Origin of the sequence: Vibrio pomeroyi, assembly GCF_024347595.1 — a bacterium.
In the GTDB taxonomy this organism is placed as follows: Bacteria; Pseudomonadota; Gammaproteobacteria; order Enterobacterales; family Vibrionaceae; genus Vibrio; species Vibrio pomeroyi.
In genome coordinates, this window is sequence record NZ_AP025507.1 from 1,763,035 (window position 1) to 1,778,913 (window position 15,879).

Below are 15,879 nucleotides of genomic sequence, written 5' to 3' on the forward strand. Positions count from 1 at the left end.
CTGTAAGGCGAGAATCAAAAATCTATATGTTCTATTGGGTGTTGCTCTATCTAATTAAAGGATGCTCGTGGCATCCCTTTAAAATTAGATGATACCCATGTCTTTACCAACTTGGATGAACGCATCGATTGCGCGGTCTAGTTGCTCACGAGAGTGTGCAGCAGACATTTGCGTACGGATACGAGCTTGACCTTTTGGTACTACAGGGAATGAGAAACCTACAACGTAGATGCCTTTCTCTAGAGCGCGCTCTGCGAATTCAGCCGCTACTTTTGCATCACCAAGCATGATTGGGATGATAGCGTGGTCGGCACCTCCCATTGTGAAGCCTGCTTCTTCCATACGAGTACGGAAGTGAGCAGAGTTTTCCCATAGTTGAGTACGTAGGTCGCCAGATTCCGCTAGAAGATCTAGAACGCGGATAGACGCCGATACGATTGCAGGTGCAACAGAGTTAGAGAATAGGTATGGACGAGAACGCTGACGTAACCAGTCGATCACTTCTTTCTTACCAGAAGTGTAACCGCCTGAAGCGCCACCCATTGCTTTACCAAGTGTACCTGTGATGATGTCGATACGGTCTACAACGTTGTGGAACTCGTGAGTACCCGCGCCGTTTTCGCCCATGAAGCCCACTGCGTGAGAATCATCAACCATTACTAGTGCACCGTACTTGTCTGCAAGGTCACAGATAGCAGGAAGGTTAGCTACTACGCCGTCCATAGAGAACACGCCGTCAGTTACGATAAGTGTGTGACGAGCGCCAGCTTCTTTAGCTGCGATAAGTTGTTGCTCTAGCTCTTCCATGTTGTTGTTCGCGTAGCGGAAGCGCATTGCTTTACACAGACGAACACCATCTATGATAGATGCGTGGTTTAGAGCATCAGAAATGATTGCATCTTCTTTGCCTAGAATTGTTTCGAATAGGCCAGCGTTCGCATCAAAACAAGATGTGTATAGGATTGTGTCTTCTTTACCAAGGAACGTAGATAGCTTTTGCTCTAGTTCTTTGTGAGAGTCTTGAGTACCACAGATGAAACGCACTGAAGCCATACCAAAACCGTGTTGATCCATACCGCCTTTCGCAGCTTCGATCAGTTCAGGGTGGTTAGCAAGACCTAAGTAATTGTTTGCACAGAAGTTTAATACTTCTTCACCAGTCGAAATAGAAACCGCTGCTTTTTGAGCAGAAGTGATAATGCGCTCAGACTTGTAAAGACCTTCTTCTTTAACTTCTTCGATTTGAGTTTGAATCTGTTGGTAAAATGCAGAAGACATTGTTCATTCCTTCCTAATTATTATTCAGCAGCATCACGCGCCGCTTTATGTAGGGATATAAACGATCTCAAAACGATCATTTACACTGTAAAACTAATGCCTATATTCTAGTTGAACATCCGCATTCCGATTATCCCTTGAGTTGGAAAAACATTAGTGAACCTGAGGCACGAATAATAGTTCACCCCAGTGACACAGGGCACATAAACGCGTCTTACCTGCTCTTTTTAACGTCAAATCACCCTCCATTTCGGTCTAATTTCGCTTTCATATCAAATATCAATTTTTCATCTCAGAACGATATAGTGATGAATTTGGGTTTCTCTCAGAATGTGCGACCGTTACGCCGCTATGCAGATGAGAGACAAACACATGAAACTATCAGACCACACCATACAAGAAGCCTTTGAAAACGACTGGTACACCTGCTTTTATCAGCCAAAGGTTGAGCCTAGTATCGAGAAAGTGACTGGGGTTGAAGCACTGTTTCGCCTCGATATCCCAGAAGAAGGCATTTTCTCTCCGGGTGTGTTTATCGATCGTGCGTTTGCATTGGGTTATGAAGAAGAGATCTTCTTTAGTGTGCTTGAGCAATCTCTCACTGAAGTGAAATCACTCTCTGTTCATCTCAACTTAGCAGTGAACATCAGCAAGAAAGTATTAGCGAACCCAGATAACGTTGAGAAAGTTCGTGAGCTGCTGTGGAATGCATCTTTCAAGGCGGAGCAACTGACTTTTGAGCTAAGTGAAAATGATCAGCTGGACGAACAATTGTGTGAACAGATTCAACGTTTTAAATCTCTGGGTGTAAAAATCTCTATCGATGATTTTGGCATTGGCCATTCAGACATGAATAAGGTGAAAAGCCTCAATGTCGATGAAGTGAAATTTGATAAGTCGATTGTGAACAGCGCTGAACCAGCACGCTCTGAGTTGGTTAAACAAACATTGGCGTACTGCAAAGAATCTGGCATTGAGACTGTGGCAGAAGGTGTTGAAGATTCTGATACACATCAACGAGTCAACCAGCTTGGTTTTGATCGATACCAAGGCTTCTTATACTCGAAACCTCTGCCTCTCACTGATCTTAGATTGGTTATGTAGAACCGTTAACTGTTTCTAACTTAAGACAAATTCGACGCTTTTTTTCTTCTGCTTAAGGTCGTGGTAACGGATGTACTTGAAGTAGATATCGTGTTTATTTTGGATGTTCTGAGAAAAGGGATTTTTCACTATCTTCTTTATGTCTGCCTTGAAGAACGGCATGCCGAGCTTACTCATATAAGGTTCTAGATAGAGGTCATACAGGAATTGACTCATAGCAGGATCAAGCGTAGGAAAGCGGAATTCAGTACCCGATAAATTGTCCGCCATGTAATCGAAGATCTTACGACGAATAACAATACTAACGGCACCAACACTGCAAAGCATCTTACTTAACCCGTCATACACCACATGCCCAATAATGACGCCCTCAAAAAGAAAACACAGCACCTGCATATCTTCTTTTATAACGCCTAGATGTTTAGAGACCTCGATAAAATCTTTGCCGTAGGTTTTTTGGTGCATTATTTGAATCGATTTGAGCCTCTTCGCTGGAAGTGTCCCCATGCTGTATGACTCAACGCTCGTCACCTCATAGTCATAACCAATATCAACACTGAATGGACGCTCTACATTCTTAGTGGCGGCTTTCACCTGCACCATTTCTTCAACGGAGAAATCGTAATCGATCTGAAAGAAGCTCGCGATACCCAGACGACGCACAAAACTCGGCAATGTTTTTGCCCTTTCCCACTGGCTCACCATCACCTGATTGACACCAGAAAATGCTCGGTGAGAATGGGACAACAACTCTGCAAACTCTTCCTGAGATAAAGCTTTCTCTTCACGCAGATACTTTAACTTTTGTGCAAAATTCGATTTATCCATAACTCACGTTACCTTAGTTATTATCAGTCGCTTAACACCCAAGGCTCATCTCGCTAGCTCTGGGTCATCGACTCTCTTTCGACACTGTCTTCAGTATGCTCTGCCAACCAGTACAACCAAATCATCACCAAACATAGGATGAAGCAGAGCACAAATAGCCAGTAGGCGCTCAACATCTCAATCACCACACCACCAAGCAGTGGCGCAATAGCAAAGCCAAGAGAGTAAAGTGCAGCCGCACCGAAGTAAGAGCCTCTTAGATGTGGCGGTGCCATTCTATCGATTTGTACATTAAGGGTTGGGAAAGCAATCACTTCTCCTAAACTTAATATAAAACAAGCAATCCCCCAACCTAGTGGCCAATCATTTGGTGTAAAAAGAAAACCAATTTGCGCAATCGCCATCAAAATCATGCCGATTCGAGTTCTTACAAACAACGGCACGTGCTCAAGCCATTTAAGCATTGGGAACTGGAAAACGATAATCGTCAGCGTATTCACCAACACTAATCCAGCAATGAGTTGAGCGGCATCAGCGATTGAAGAGCGCACGATGACTTGAGGAATTGACGACTCAACCTGCGCGTAGACAAACATCATGATGAAATTGGCGACCATCAGTTTTACAAAAATATTGTCTTTACGAATCACATTAAGCGTCGCGGCGAAATTAGGCAGTTGAGAGGGATCTGGCTTGGTAAAAGTACCTTTTCGTTCAATTCCTAACAGCAGCCAGAAACCGTAAACGACATAAGTACCACCAGCAACAAAGAACAGATTTTGTGGCTGAGAAAGAGCCAAAGTGATACCAATCAATGGACCAAGTGCGCCACCCAGATTAAGTAAGAAGTAACGAATGTTCAGCGCTAACTCACGATCTTTGGAGTCTTTGAGATTATCGCCTATGACTGCCTTAGCTGGCGCTTCGATCATTGGGCGCATTAGACCCGTCATCATGATCAACACATAGAACTGCCACACTTCACTCGCTAATGCGATGCCAGTGTAGGATATCGAGGCAATCCAACTGCCTAGCACCATGACCCATTTACGTCCTAGCTTATCCGAAAGGTAACCCGAGTAGAGCCCAGTTCCAGCACCAACAACCGCGGATACCGCTAGCATGGTGCCGACTTCAATCGCAGAAGCGCCGTAATCTTCATAGAGAAAGACGATCAGAAAAGGCCATGCCATAAAGTAGCTTGTTCGGGCGAGTAACGTTCCAGTCAGAACTGTCCATACTGAAAAGTTAAACCGTTTTATACGCTGCTTTTGAAACAAGCTTTCTGATCTATCCATAGATAACGCCTCTATAACCAACTGATTTAAATATTATTATTCAGCCAGTATATAGAGTAAGTAGAATAGATACAGAGTATTCAATAAAGCTATGTAAATTATGGCACCTCCATACCTATTTCACATTAGCAGATGCTCACAGCCAACATACCATCAACGAAGAGTGGTCTAGAATTAAGGTAATAAAGCAGCCTCTAGTCAAAGATCAACGCACTAGGCTGAGTAATGTTGCCCTTTGCGGTCAGACAATACCTTTCCGTCTTTGATCGTCACGATTCGCTTGGTTCGTTCAGCAAGCGAATTATCATGTGTCACGATAATCAATGTTCGTCCCTGCGCATGAAGACGATTAAACAAAGCCTCTATCTCTGCGCCGGATTTTGAATCCAATGCCCCTGTAGGTTCATCCGCTAAGATGATTTGCGGATCGTTAACTAGGGCTCTCGCAATCGCCACTCTCTGCTTTTGACCACCAGAAAGCTGGTTTGGTTTGTGGTCGAGGCGATCCCCTAGTCCAACTTGCTCAAGCAGCTTCGCCGCGCGCTGGCGACGTTCTTTGGCTTTGATGCCAGAGTAAACCAACGGCAGTGCCACATTATCCAACGCTGTCGCGTATTCCAACAGGTTGAAGCTTTGGAAGACAAAGCCTATCTTTTGGTTACGAATACCGGCTAGCTCATTCGGACTTAAACTTGCGACGTTTTGACCACCCAAATGGTATTGGCCATCGGTCGGTTTATCTAAGCAGCCCAGCATGTTCATCAGGGTCGATTTACCTGAGCCAGACGGACCAAGAATGGAAAGAAATTCACCTTGATTGATGGTCAAGTCGACACCGTCTAGCGCACGTACTTCCGCCTCTCCGCTTGAGTAGTATTTACAAATGTTGGTCAAATCAACCAGTGGCGTGTTCGACATCTTATCTCCAGAATTTTTGTTATTCACTTTGCAGCGCCTCCATTGGGCTCACTTTGGCAGCTCGGTTTGCAGGCAGCCATGCAGAGGCGACACCAATAAACACCAAGGTGGAAATCACAATCGCAACAACGATCCAAGACAGCTCAGGGACCGGTTTCCCAAGATGTTCATAGAAGGTGTTGCCTTCTAGGTTTATGGTGCTGATGGCCGATACAAGAGTGTAAGTCACACCTAGCCCCAGCACACCACCGAGCATCATGGTCATCAGTGATTGCACTAGGTAGTGAAGACGAATGGCTGTGGGCGTGGCACCAACTGCCATACGCACGCCGATGTCTCGGGTGGAACGTTTTACGGTCGCGTACATGACATTCGCAATCCCTACGCCCGCCACGGCCAGCGTGACAAAGCCGATGATGCCAAGAAAGCTTTGTAAACCAATCAAGAACTGCTGCATGCTTTTCTGTTTGAGGAACATGTCTTCCACTTGGACGACTTGCTCATCACTCACACTGGCGCCATGTTTACGAGAAATCACCTGACGAATGGTCTTTGCCAGTTTTTCACGATCAGCATGAGCTTGCGGCTCGACATTGATGCCTCCGATATCGCCATTAGTATGAAAGCGTTGCCACGTTGCTAACGGCACGAAGCTGGCGTAGTTAATTTGGTCGCCCTGTTCGATTTCAGCACTGTTCTTCTTCAACACACCAATTACGGTGAACTCTTCATTGCCAATTTTGACCTTTTTTCCCACCGGATCGGCTTGTAATGTCACGGGTGCAAACCAACTGAAGTCTTCATTAGGATTAAACAGATCCGCTGCGATTGAATAACCCAACACAACCACCTTACGCATTTGCTTTTGGTCGAGCGGATTGAGCCAACGACCGCCATCCATTGGGATCAGATTAGTCATGGACGCAAAATCCGTCGTGACCGCTAGTGGCTCTTGCCATGAACCTCGATCGTCCACGGTGATACGCTCATCCCATACTGCGGTTGGCGCAACGCTTTCCACCTCTGGTAGGGCTTTAACGACGTCGGTATCGTCGGCTTTTAAGGTTAGAAACTTACCTTGGTGGAAGACACCATAATCGACAGTCGCCATGCCTCCAGTTAAGTAAATCAGATTACCGTTGCCATTTTGCGCGGTTCTCAATACGCCCTGACGAATGCCCTCGCCCACCGCCAGCATGGCTGCGATACATAGGGTTGCCCATGCAACGGCAAGAATGGTCAATCCCAAACGCAGCTTTTCTGCTGCCATTTCCTGAAAGATTTGTCTCATTGGTAGCAACATATTTAGGCCCTCGCACTTAATGCTATTACGGGGGTGAGGCGTGATGCTCGCCTTGCCGGGAAATAAGACGCCAACAGCGCTAGAACGAGAGTCACCATCAATGACAAAATAATGGAATCCGGCGTAATCACAGGAAAACCTAACCAATCCGGCAAATGCATAGACCCAAGCAGTGCCACCACCAAGTAAGCCACCATTAAGCCAACTGCGGTACCAACAGCCACCAATAACAATCCTTCAAGGATGAACTGGCTGAGTATGGATTTTTGCGTCGCGCCAATCGCCAAGCGTACACCGATTTCTCGCGTTCGCTCTGTCACAGAGAGGAACATGATGTTTGCAACGCCAAGCGCACCAACCGCCATGGTCATTGCGCCGCTTGCACCCAGGAAGATTTGAATGCCGCGGAAAATACCCGTGATCACCGCCGCTCCCTCGCTAAAGTCTGGCAAGTTAATCGCTTCTTTATCGGTCGGGTCAAAGTGCAATTGTTTGGCATAAAAGTTTACGATGGCTTGTCGGAATGCATTGCTATCCATACCGTCGACAGGCTTGAGTAGCAGCATCCAGGGTTTAGCATCCCACAAATCAAGATACGTAGTATGAGGAATAAAAACTCTGCGGCTATCACCAAATGAAATGCCCGCATCTTCGTCTTTCATAATGCCGATCACCAAAAATGGAATGCCATTGACTTTGGTGGTTTGCCCGACATGAATTCCCCCCATCCTAGCGACTTGATCCCCCAAAATCGCAACGCGGGTGTGGTTGGCAATATCACTGGGTGAAAGGTTACGCGAACCCGACTCCAACTTACGTTGAATCAACGAGAAGTAATGGGAATCAATGCCACTGACGAAGCTTGTCAGGTTCTGCCCTTTTTCATTGGTGACGTTCGCATCCCACTTGGCATAAACGCTAGATGCTTGTTTCACAAAACCCGATTGTTCGATCATATCGACCTTATCCTGCGGAATCTGGATCTGGCGTCTCAGGGGTAAGCCATGCCAAGGTTTGCTGGTGCTCGACGGAAAGGCGACTTGCACATTGTTGACCATAAATGACAACTGCTGAGTTTGATGGCGATAAAAACCTTCACCCAATGCAATCAACACCACAACTGAAATTACCCCCCAAGCAATAGCCACGATGGCCAGCATGCTCTTCACGCGATGCGCCAGCAGTGTTTGCCATGTTTGCTGCAATAGACGGGTCATGAGTTAAATGCTCGGGAGATCAGTACCATGGTGTCGTCATCTAACTTACCTGCGGTTTGCAACAAGCCGATACGCTGACGCCAGTAATTGTACAGATTGTTTTGCAGGCTATTTTTCGCCTCAAACAAGCTGTTGTACGCACTAATCACTTCCGAGACTTCTAACATACCTGCATCGTAAAGTTTCTCTTTGCTGCGCAGCACTTTCTCACGAGAAGTAACCAATTCGTCCGCCATTAAAACTTGGTTCCAGTTAATGTCGACTTGAGTAAACTGCTGAATCACGCGCTTTTGGATGTCGATTTCGACTTTACGTAAGTCTTGTTTTGCACTGAAGGTATTGAGTGACGCTTCGTCCACTCTGGCACGCGTTGCGCCATTCAAGTCAATAGGAACACTGAGAGTAATGCCAGCGCTGAATTCACCGTCTTTACGTCGGTCATCATCGTTATATCCGACATTGCCTTTCACCGTTGGGTAATAACCGCCTTGAGCTGAGTCTTTGGCAAACTCGCTGGCTTTCACATTCTGTGCTGCCACCAGCAACTCTGGGCTACTGTCTTTAGCAAGCTTTAACCATTGCTCTTGTGATTCCACCATCATTGGCGGTTGGACAAGGGAGTCAGCGCGTATTTGATCAACGTCTTGTGGAACTTGGTTGATCAAAGCCGCCAGCTCTGCTCGTTTGACTTCTAGATCTGAGCGCGCATTCAAAATACCGGCTTTATCGGCAACTTGTGTCGCACGGATCTCTTCGACATCCACCGATTTCACTTTCCCCGCGAGGTAACGCTTCTCGATGATCTTCAGCAGTTTATTGCCTTCTTCCAGTTTGGACTGCGCCAGTTGCAGATCCCCCTGCGCGCTTGCGACGTCCAAATACGATGAAAGTAATCTTTGTGCTAATTCATTATGTGATTGAGCCAGTTCAAGTTGAGCTTTAATGTAGTTGGCATTCGCTTGGTCTAGATCCGACCACAAGCTGCTGTCCCAAATAGTTTGAGAAAGCGAAGCGCCATAACTGTTGGTGTTGTCAGTGGATTCATTCCAATTCGCCGATGCCGTCGCACTTAAACCGGGTAAGAGTGAACTGCGGCTTGCATCAACACCTACTTCGCCAAGTTGAACACCAATTTTCGCTTTCTCGTAACTTGGGTCACTTTGCTTCGCCTGCTGCCACGCTTGTTCAATCGAGATAGCATAGCTTGGTAAACTGAGTGTGGCGGCCAGAATCGCGCATCCGATTTTAGATAGGTTTCGCTTAGCCATGCGCGGCTCCCATCATCATGCTGTTATCGATGATTTCTTCGTCTAGCTTAACGCCGTCCAATACTTCTACGTTGATCCCATCCGACAAACCAAGCTTCACTTTTTGTTTGTGGAAGCCTTGCTCTGAGCTATCTGGAATCAATACGTTTGGTGTATCGCCATCAAATTGCAGTGCTCGTTCTGGCAAGGTTAAGACGTTCTCAGATCTCTTCAGTGTGATTTGTGCCGTAGATGAAAAGCCCGAACGCAGCAACACTTCTTTCGGGATCTTCAGCTCACCCACTTCGACCTCAAATCCGTTATCGAAGCTTTTTGCAGAGGCATTGCCTTGTGGCGAGTTAAGGTTTTCTGATTGAATCGCCACTTTGGTTAGCACACCAGAGATTTCCACATCAGGATACGGCGCCACGGTTAGTAGAACTGGCATACCCGTAGAAAGCTGCGCGGCATCATGCTCGCTCACGCTGCCTTTGAAGATCAGACTGTTCATGTCCGCCAAAGACATCATTTCTGTCGCGGCCTGGCTAGATTCAGTTGATATGATTGGCTCACCGACTTCGACTTTGCGGTTTAATACTGTGCCATCAATTGGTGCATAAATGGTTGAGGTTAAACGAGCGTCACCAATGGAAGCTTCACCGCTGCGAATTAATTCGAGGTTTTGGCGTTTTTGCAGTACGTTCGCTTGAGCCGATTTCACGGTTGAACGCGCGCTAACGTATTCATCGTAATTCTTTGGAATGATGTCTTGCTTCACCAAGCTTTCTAGGTTGGCGAGCTTTTGTTTGGCTGATTCGAGGTCCGCTTCACTGCGCATTAAGTCTGTTGAAGCGTCAGTAAGCGCTTGAGGCGTCGGGTTCGGCCGAACCTTAATCAATGGTTGGCCTTGCTTGACCTTTTCACCGACCTGAACGTACATCTCACCCACGATACCATCGATTTGTGACTTAATAGAGACCGAGTGTGCAGGGACAATATTGCCGACTGCCACCGCTTGTTTCTCGATGGTTCCCTTTTCCACTGCCAATGTCGGAAACGCCTCTGGTTGAGCCGAAGATTGCAGATAGAAATACGCACCGCCGCTAAGTAATGCAACGCTCACAGCAGCGACAAGCCAAGTTTTTGCCATTATTGATTCCAATTATTTTTATGTAGTCTTGTGACCACCTTATGAACATAAAGTTCTTGAATAATATCGGCTTTAATGTCGCGAGTTTGTAATATTTGGTATGGCTATGTCAGATAGTTATTGACAGTAAGTTAGATGGATAATCCACCAAGTCGCATGAGTCTAAATGTTGCCGGGCGTAGGATGATTTAATCAAATACATTGAGCTGACGAAGAGGTAAATCGATAGTTAAACATCATCACGACTAATTTTACTTTTTCCAATTAATGAAACTGATTCACAAATTAAGTTGAATCACTCACAATAACTATTACGCTCATCGCTGACTCTCATGGATACTTATGATTAACCCTAAGCTTATTGCCTTACTTCCTGATCTCGCCTCATTTATACTAGTGGTTAATGAAGGGAGCTTTACTGCGGCAGCAAAACAGTTAGGGGTGACACCCTCAGCGTTGAGTAAATTGATCACACGTTTAGAAAAAGCACTCTCAGTGAAGCTATTTGAACGGACTACTCGTACATTGATCATCACTCAAGCAGGCCAACTGGTTTACGACCAAAGCGTGGTTATGATTAATGCAGCGCAGCAAGCGGTTGAACTTTCTACCTCTGATCACACTGAACCTGCGGGCTCTATAACGGTGGCGGCACCAGAAGCTTTCTTGAACTCAGTTCTACAGCCTTTCGTTGTTCCATTCTTAAACCAGTATCCCGAGATCCAACTTAAGTTAAGGGCTGCTGATGGCGACATCGATATATTGCGCCAAGGCATCGACATCGCGTTTCGCCTTACCGATAAGCCCGACGAAAGCTTAGTTTTGAAAGAGCTTGGAAAGACAAACCTTGTGTTATGTGCAAGCCCCGACTATCTGAAAGCCAAAGGAGTTCCTAGCCACCCGACTGACCTTTCTGAACATGACTGTTTATACCTTGCAGAAACAGATAAAGACCACATTTGGGACTTCTTGAAAGACGATGAATTCCACACGGTATCTGTCAGTGGTCGTTACGCGGTAAACCACTCCCAAATGCGACTCAAAGGTGTGAAAGAAGGCCTTGGTGTGGGTATTTTCCACGACTTTGTTATTCAAGATGCATTGGCTGAAGGCTCTGTTGTACAGGTATTGGAAGATTGGACGATTAAGAGTAATTACCACGGTGCTATCGCGATGCAGTTTGCTCAAACAAAGTACATGCCCGCCCGATTACGTGTATTCATTGATTACGCGATGGAGCACTTAGGTGACAAGCTGGCAGGAGAAATAAACTGATGTTGAAAGGAATACACCACGCCGCCATCATTTGCTCAGACTACCAAGCCTCAAAACGCTTTTACACTGAGATTTTAAAGCTGGAAATTATTGCTGAGAATTACCGCGAAGCACGCCAATCGTACAAGCTCGACTTGGCGCTACCTAATGGCGCTCAAATAGAATTATTCAGTTTCCCTAACGCACCTGAAAGACCTAGCTTTCCTGAAGCTCAAGGGCTGAGGCATTTAGCCTTTTGTGTTGATGACGTTCAACAAGTCAAAAGCTATTTGGAAGGACAAGGAATCGAAGTCGAACCGATTCGAGTGGATGAGTTTACGGGGAAATCATTTACGTTTTTCGCAGACCCTGACGGCCTGCCGCTAGAGCTTTATCAAAGCTAGTACAGCATCAAGTCTAAACTCTTCCTCACAGAAGAAGCGCTTGCCTGATTAAGAAAACGGACCTTCTCAGTCGAGAAAGTCCGTTTGTGTATCAATTAACTCAATGCCGCCTTGAACCGCTCAACACGTGAGAACAACAGCCAATCTAATAGCAAGGCGGTCACAATCGTTGCTCCTGCGAGAGGGAATAGCACTGAAATAGCAACGACAGTTACTAAGCCTACTTTCCATAAGCCTGCGTCACCAAACTTAGGTGGCGCGCCGAGCTTGCGTTGGCCAGAAGGTCTGCGCATCCACCACATAACACCGCCAGTCACCGATACAACAATGAACGCAAAACAGAACAGAGCGTTTAGAAGTTTGTTGATAACGCTGATGTCACCTTGGTGCAGAGAAATACCGACCGCTAGCGTCTTAGCGATAAAGTTGTAATCCTGCCAAGTCACCTCACCTAGAATACGACCTGAGTATTGATCTAGGTGCGTGGTACGATCCTGAGTTGGATCGATGATGTCTCCGCCCATAGTATTCGCTGTCACTGTGTAAACACCCGTTTCTGAGCGTGGGAAGTTCACCTTGTATTGCGTGAAACCAAGAGAGAGGGCTTTTTCGATGACTTCATCAATACCAAAGCTACTTGCAGCCATAACATGTTGAGAGTGATCTTCCCCCATCTTAGAATGATCATGAGGTTCAGACGCCTCTTCCGCGTGGTGTACATGTTCGGCTGGCTTGTCTTGAGACAACGGCAATGGTGTTTGTTCTAAGTTCCACGGAAGTTCTTCTTCTGATCCATGGTTAAGCGATGCGTGCGTCTTATCAGACAGCGGAATATCATCCCACATTTGAGCAGGGAAAGTGCTCCATGCTTGAACTAACTTACCGCCCCAGAAGCCCGTCCACGCCAATCCTGAAAAAATAAACAGCAGCAGAATGAGAGATAACGTGCCACCGATGTTCGCGTGTAGGTCACGCATCAGTACACGTGGCCCAGATGACATTCTCAGCTTAAGAAAACCGGCACGACTTGCGTTCTCTCTCGGTAGCCATAAGTAGATACCGCTTATAAGAAGTAGAATCGATAAGCTGATTGCCACTTCAATAAGGTAATCGCCCCAATCGCCAATCAATAACGTGCCATGAATATCGTTCGCGAGTTCGTATAGGCTTTCACTGCGTGGCACTTCACCGACGAGTTCACCAGTGTATTGATTCACGGTAGCGAAAACCGATGTGCCATCTTCAAGTGATACTGAAAATCGGTTGGCTAAGTCAGGCGCTTTGCTTGGTACAAACTGTGTCACTGAACCTTGTGGGTATTGCTCCTGCACTGCGGCTAACTGCTGTGAAACCTTGACTGATTCGCCCGATGCTGCAATTTCAATCGCATTTTGATGAAAAGCGAGTTCGATTTCATCGTCAAACAGCATCACTAAGCCAGTAATACTCAGCATCAACATAAATGGGATAACAAATAGCCCTGCATAAAAATGCCAGCGCCAAGTTAAGAAGTAGAGGGTTTTATTACGTTCTTTGCTTTCTATATTGGTTTTCGAACCGTTTTTTGCACTGCTTGTAGACTGCGAAGTCGTTTGTGCCTTCGCAGAGGCTTGAGATTCATTTCTCAACATTATTATTTCCTTTGACATGCGCAAACGAACCTTCTGAAAAATCAGAAAGTCACTAAGGCATGTTTAACTTTACTTAATACTTTATTTTTTAATTATTTTAATGGTTTAGGTTTAAGCAGTAACAAAGGGAGGGCCGCGCGGGGCTTGCCTCGTGTAGCGTTCGCTTAGAGCCAAAAAAGCGTAGCTGTCTGAGACAATAAAACTCAGTCGAGTTGTCAGTAGTGTAGTTGGAAGTTCATCTTGGTGAAATGTGGAAAAATGGCTAAACGGACACGGCTTACCTTTATGAGTATTAGGTTCGCCTTCTTCAATTTGAACCAGTTCAAAGCCGTTGACCGTACACAACGACGCCCACACTCCCGCACTGTTACCATGAGCATTGATAACAGGCATTAATGTCACTAGGGCCCAACTTAACGCTGTGGCAAGTAACATGGAGAGGTTGAACGAGGTTCGGCGCATTATTCCAAATCTTTATAAATTTCCCATATTATGAGGCACTTGCTATATAGGTAAACGTAAAGATTAACATCAGGTTAAAAAATTGAAGCTAACGCACACTCTATTTGGTTAAAAACTGGTTACAACAGAAGCGCTAATAAAATATTACGCACCTCAGTGCATCAAACTGATTAGAAAAAAGACAATAAAAAACGCCGCTTATGTTTTCCTAAAAAAGGAAATATAAGCGGCGTTTTAGAAGTTGAACTTTGTTATCTGGTCACTCTAGTGAACAAGCGAATTAACCGAAGATCTTGCTCCAAATACTTGGGTTACGCTTCTCGTGGTACTCTTCGCGAAGCCCGTCAATAGTACGAAGTTCTTGCTGTGCAGCTTCAAAGTCACCTTGGTCTAGCTTCTGTTCAATGCTATCAATTGAAGCACTGATTTTTTTGAAGCCTTCCATGAAGTTGTCTTCTTTTTCTACTGGGTAAACACCCGTTTTCAGTTCTGCCACTAACGTATCTAAACGAACGATAGGTTTTTGCATCTCTTCGATGTTTTGAGCTTCTGCCGCTTGTTTAAACGCAAGCTTCATTTCTTGCATGTTTTTCTTAAGGTCAACGTTAGCAAATGCGTTGCCAGACATTACTGCAGCAGCGATTAAGCCAGATAAAAGGATTGAGCGAGTTTTCATTGTTTCTCCAAGTGAAACTGTGACTTTGAAGATAGCGCCATCATGATTGTGGCACTTCGACTTTATTATTTTCGGCTAGTGTATACAAAAACCTGACAGGCACAAAAATTGATTGTGTCGAAATGCAAACTCACCGACACTCTCTTAAGCAAGATCCGAATATTCTGGGATTTCATTGCGACCACGCAGCGCCAAAAAGGCTAGGAATTGCTTTGGCGAATGGGTAATCACCTTACTCGAATCAACGCCTACCTCATCAAGTAGTGAAGATACAAGATCCAGCCCGCCCACGTCTTGGCAAAAATGCGCATCACTCCCGGTAGTAATGAATGCCCCTTTCGCTTTCGCAATTCTTGCGATCTCAAAACAACGATCGACACTTCCCACACGGCTATTGCCTTTAAGCGTGGTGTTATTAATCTCGATTGCGACGTTATATTGAACTGCGCATTCAATCACAGCTTCGAAATCGAAATCAAAATTTGGGTTGCCTAAGTGACCAAGAGCATCGATTCGCCCGCCCTTAATCACATTCAACAACGCCTCTGTATGAGTTGCAACATCCGATGGACGAAATACTGGCTCGTGGAAGCTGGCAATCACCCAGTCTAAGTTCTTATCCACACTCGGATGAATATCGATTTCACCCTGTGTGTTCATGATGTTTGATTCCACGCCGCGGATAATCGCAACGTCTTCGATAAAACGAGGAAGCACACGCTGATTGCTGAAGAACCAATAGTGTGGCGCGCCCGGCATCGACTCTGAATGGTCAGTAGTGCAAAACATGTCTAATCCATTTTGTTTTGCCGATTTGGCATTCTCTATAAGCGTGCTGTAAGCATGACCACTTGCGTATGTGTGGGTGTGAGTATCTACTTTGAGTTCCATGAAACAATGCCCTCTAGCTTGGTCTCTAAACGTTTTTCAAAAAGGTATCCCTGAACCGCTTTCTGAAAAGGAGTGCCTCGTGGCAACAATTTAACCAGTTTATCAGTTGAAAGTGACAATTAGCACCAAAACGTAAGGCTTTATTGTTACTTCGTTTGCGCCGCACGATAGAATTGATAGACCGCCTCTCCTACACGTATTCCATGCAAATCCGGTAA

15 protein-coding genes are annotated in these 15,879 nt (G+C 45.6%); 3 read left to right on the top strand and 12 right to left on the bottom strand.

The window, feature by feature from the left end; genetic code table 11:
- Window positions 1-84: 84 nt before the first annotated feature.
- Entirely contained in the window at window positions 85-1,278 is a 1,194-nt protein-coding gene (locus OCV12_RS23690) for a glycine C-acetyltransferase (RefSeq protein ID WP_176679902.1), read from the bottom strand.
- Window positions 1,279-1,629: 351 nt separating this feature from the next.
- Here OCV12_RS23690 and OCV12_RS23695 point away from each other — a divergent pair, with 351 nt between their 5' ends.
- Window positions 1,630-2,382: an EAL domain-containing protein gene (locus tag OCV12_RS23695; protein ID WP_315972810.1), complete on the top strand. Its 753-nt coding sequence runs from the start codon at window positions 1,630-1,632 to the stop codon at window positions 2,380-2,382.
- 15 nt (window positions 2,383-2,397) lie between these two features.
- Here the strand turns inward: OCV12_RS23695 and OCV12_RS23700 are convergent, their stop codons facing one another.
- The 7 genes from OCV12_RS23700 to OCV12_RS23730 form a co-directional block, all read right to left on the bottom strand.
- On the bottom strand, window positions 2,398-3,210 hold the full coding sequence (locus OCV12_RS23700; RefSeq protein WP_261886377.1) for a helix-turn-helix domain-containing protein: 813 nt from the start codon (window positions 3,208-3,210) through the stop codon (window positions 2,398-2,400).
- A gap of 53 nt (window positions 3,211-3,263) precedes the next feature.
- The gene (locus OCV12_RS23705; protein WP_261886378.1) at window positions 3,264-4,508 is read right to left on the bottom strand and encodes an MDR family MFS transporter; all 1,245 of its coding nucleotides are present in this window, start codon (window positions 4,506-4,508) and stop codon (window positions 3,264-3,266) included.
- 213 nt (window positions 4,509-4,721) lie between these two features.
- Entirely contained in the window at window positions 4,722-5,426 is a 705-nt protein-coding gene (locus tag OCV12_RS23710) for an ABC transporter ATP-binding protein (protein ID WP_239846878.1), read from the bottom strand.
- Window positions 5,427-5,445: 19 nt separating this feature from the next.
- Window positions 5,446-6,729: an ABC transporter permease gene (locus OCV12_RS23715; protein WP_261886379.1), complete on the bottom strand. Its 1,284-nt coding sequence runs from the start codon at window positions 6,727-6,729 to the stop codon at window positions 5,446-5,448.
- Between the two features lie 2 nt (window positions 6,730-6,731).
- Window positions 6,732-7,946 carry an ABC transporter permease gene (locus tag OCV12_RS23720; RefSeq protein ID WP_261886380.1) on the bottom strand — a complete coding sequence of 405 codons (1,215 nt, stop codon included), beginning with the start codon at window positions 7,944-7,946 and terminating at the stop codon, window positions 6,732-6,734.
- Window positions 7,943-9,214 (bottom strand): TolC family protein, encoded by a 1,272-nt coding sequence (locus OCV12_RS23725; RefSeq protein WP_261886381.1) that lies wholly within the window; start codon window positions 9,212-9,214, stop codon window positions 7,943-7,945. Before OCV12_RS23725 ends, OCV12_RS23720 begins: the two co-directional genes overlap by 4 nt.
- Window positions 9,207-10,343, bottom strand: a complete 1,137-nt coding sequence (locus tag OCV12_RS23730) for an efflux RND transporter periplasmic adaptor subunit (RefSeq protein ID WP_261886382.1) — start codon at window positions 10,341-10,343, stop codon at window positions 9,207-9,209. The genes OCV12_RS23725 and OCV12_RS23730 overlap by 8 nt, the downstream gene beginning before the upstream one ends.
- Window positions 10,344-10,685: 342 nt before the next feature.
- Between OCV12_RS23730 and OCV12_RS23735 the strand changes: the two genes are divergently transcribed.
- Together OCV12_RS23735 and gloA2 are read left to right on the top strand one after the other, a co-directional pair.
- The gene (locus OCV12_RS23735; protein ID WP_261886383.1) at window positions 10,686-11,618 is read left to right on the top strand and encodes a LysR family transcriptional regulator; all 933 of its coding nucleotides are present in this window, start codon (window positions 10,686-10,688) and stop codon (window positions 11,616-11,618) included.
- On the top strand, window positions 11,618-12,001 hold the full coding sequence (gene gloA2 / locus OCV12_RS23740; RefSeq protein ID WP_261886384.1) for an SMU1112c/YaeR family gloxylase I-like metalloprotein: 384 nt from the start codon (window positions 11,618-11,620) through the stop codon (window positions 11,999-12,001). The genes OCV12_RS23735 and gloA2 overlap by 1 nt, the downstream gene beginning before the upstream one ends.
- A gap of 95 nt (window positions 12,002-12,096) precedes the next feature.
- Here gloA2 and OCV12_RS23745 read toward each other — a convergent pair whose 3' ends face one another.
- The 4 genes from OCV12_RS23745 to OCV12_RS23760 all read right to left on the bottom strand — a co-directional run bounded on the left by OCV12_RS23745 (window position 12,097) and on the right by OCV12_RS23760 (window position 15,661).
- Entirely contained in the window at window positions 12,097-13,632 is a 1,536-nt protein-coding gene (locus tag OCV12_RS23745; protein ID WP_261886385.1) for a PepSY-associated TM helix domain-containing protein, read from the bottom strand.
- A gap of 111 nt (window positions 13,633-13,743) precedes the next feature.
- Window positions 13,744-14,094 carry a hypothetical protein gene (locus tag OCV12_RS23750; RefSeq protein ID WP_048657751.1) on the bottom strand — a complete coding sequence of 117 codons (351 nt, stop codon included), beginning with the start codon at window positions 14,092-14,094 and terminating at the stop codon, window positions 13,744-13,746.
- A gap of 280 nt (window positions 14,095-14,374) precedes the next feature.
- Window positions 14,375-14,770: a cytochrome b562 gene (locus OCV12_RS23755; protein WP_132815909.1), complete on the bottom strand. Its 396-nt coding sequence runs from the start codon at window positions 14,768-14,770 to the stop codon at window positions 14,375-14,377.
- 144 nt (window positions 14,771-14,914) lie between these two features.
- Complete coding sequence (locus OCV12_RS23760) at window positions 14,915-15,661, bottom strand: phosphatase (RefSeq protein WP_261886386.1); 747 nt, start codon at window positions 15,659-15,661, stop codon at window positions 14,915-14,917.
- Window positions 15,662-15,879 lie beyond the last annotated feature (218 nt).

Excerpts from the sequence above, each read along its gene's own strand:
- OCV12_RS23695 (WP_315972810.1), top strand. The coding sequence starts at position 1,630 with ATGCAGATGAGAGACAAACACATGAAACTATCAGACCACACCATACAA.
- OCV12_RS23755 (WP_132815909.1), bottom strand. The coding sequence starts at position 14,770 with ATGAAAACTCGCTCAATCCTTTTATCTGGCTTAATCGCTGCTGCAGTA.
- OCV12_RS23745 (WP_261886385.1), bottom strand. The coding sequence starts at position 13,632 with ATGTTGAGAAATGAATCTCAAGCCTCTGCGAAGGCACAAACGACTTCG.
- OCV12_RS23725 (WP_261886381.1), bottom strand. The coding sequence starts at position 9,214 with ATGGCTAAGCGAAACCTATCTAAAATCGGATGCGCGATTCTGGCCGCC.
- OCV12_RS23705 (WP_261886378.1), bottom strand. The coding sequence starts at position 4,508 with ATGGATAGATCAGAAAGCTTGTTTCAAAAGCAGCGTATAAAACGGTTT.
- OCV12_RS23700 (WP_261886377.1), bottom strand. The coding sequence starts at position 3,210 with ATGGATAAATCGAATTTTGCACAAAAGTTAAAGTATCTGCGTGAAGAG.
- OCV12_RS23730 (WP_261886382.1), bottom strand. The coding sequence starts at position 10,343 with ATGGCAAAAACTTGGCTTGTCGCTGCTGTGAGCGTTGCATTACTTAGC.
- OCV12_RS23720 (WP_261886380.1), bottom strand. The coding sequence starts at position 7,946 with ATGACCCGTCTATTGCAGCAAACATGGCAAACACTGCTGGCGCATCGC.
- OCV12_RS23690 (WP_176679902.1), bottom strand. The coding sequence starts at position 1,278 with ATGTCTTCTGCATTTTACCAACAGATTCAAACTCAAATCGAAGAAGTT.
- OCV12_RS23735 (WP_261886383.1), top strand. The coding sequence starts at position 10,686 with ATGATTAACCCTAAGCTTATTGCCTTACTTCCTGATCTCGCCTCATTT.
- gloA2 (WP_261886384.1), top strand. The coding sequence starts at position 11,618 with ATGTTGAAAGGAATACACCACGCCGCCATCATTTGCTCAGACTACCAA.
- OCV12_RS23750 (WP_048657751.1), bottom strand. The coding sequence starts at position 14,094 with ATGCGCCGAACCTCGTTCAACCTCTCCATGTTACTTGCCACAGCGTTA.
- OCV12_RS23710 (WP_239846878.1), bottom strand. The coding sequence starts at position 5,426 with ATGTCGAACACGCCACTGGTTGATTTGACCAACATTTGTAAATACTAC.
- OCV12_RS23760 (WP_261886386.1), bottom strand. The coding sequence starts at position 15,661 with ATGGAACTCAAAGTAGATACTCACACCCACACATACGCAAGTGGTCAT.
- OCV12_RS23715 (WP_261886379.1), bottom strand. The coding sequence starts at position 6,729 with ATGTTGCTACCAATGAGACAAATCTTTCAGGAAATGGCAGCAGAAAAG.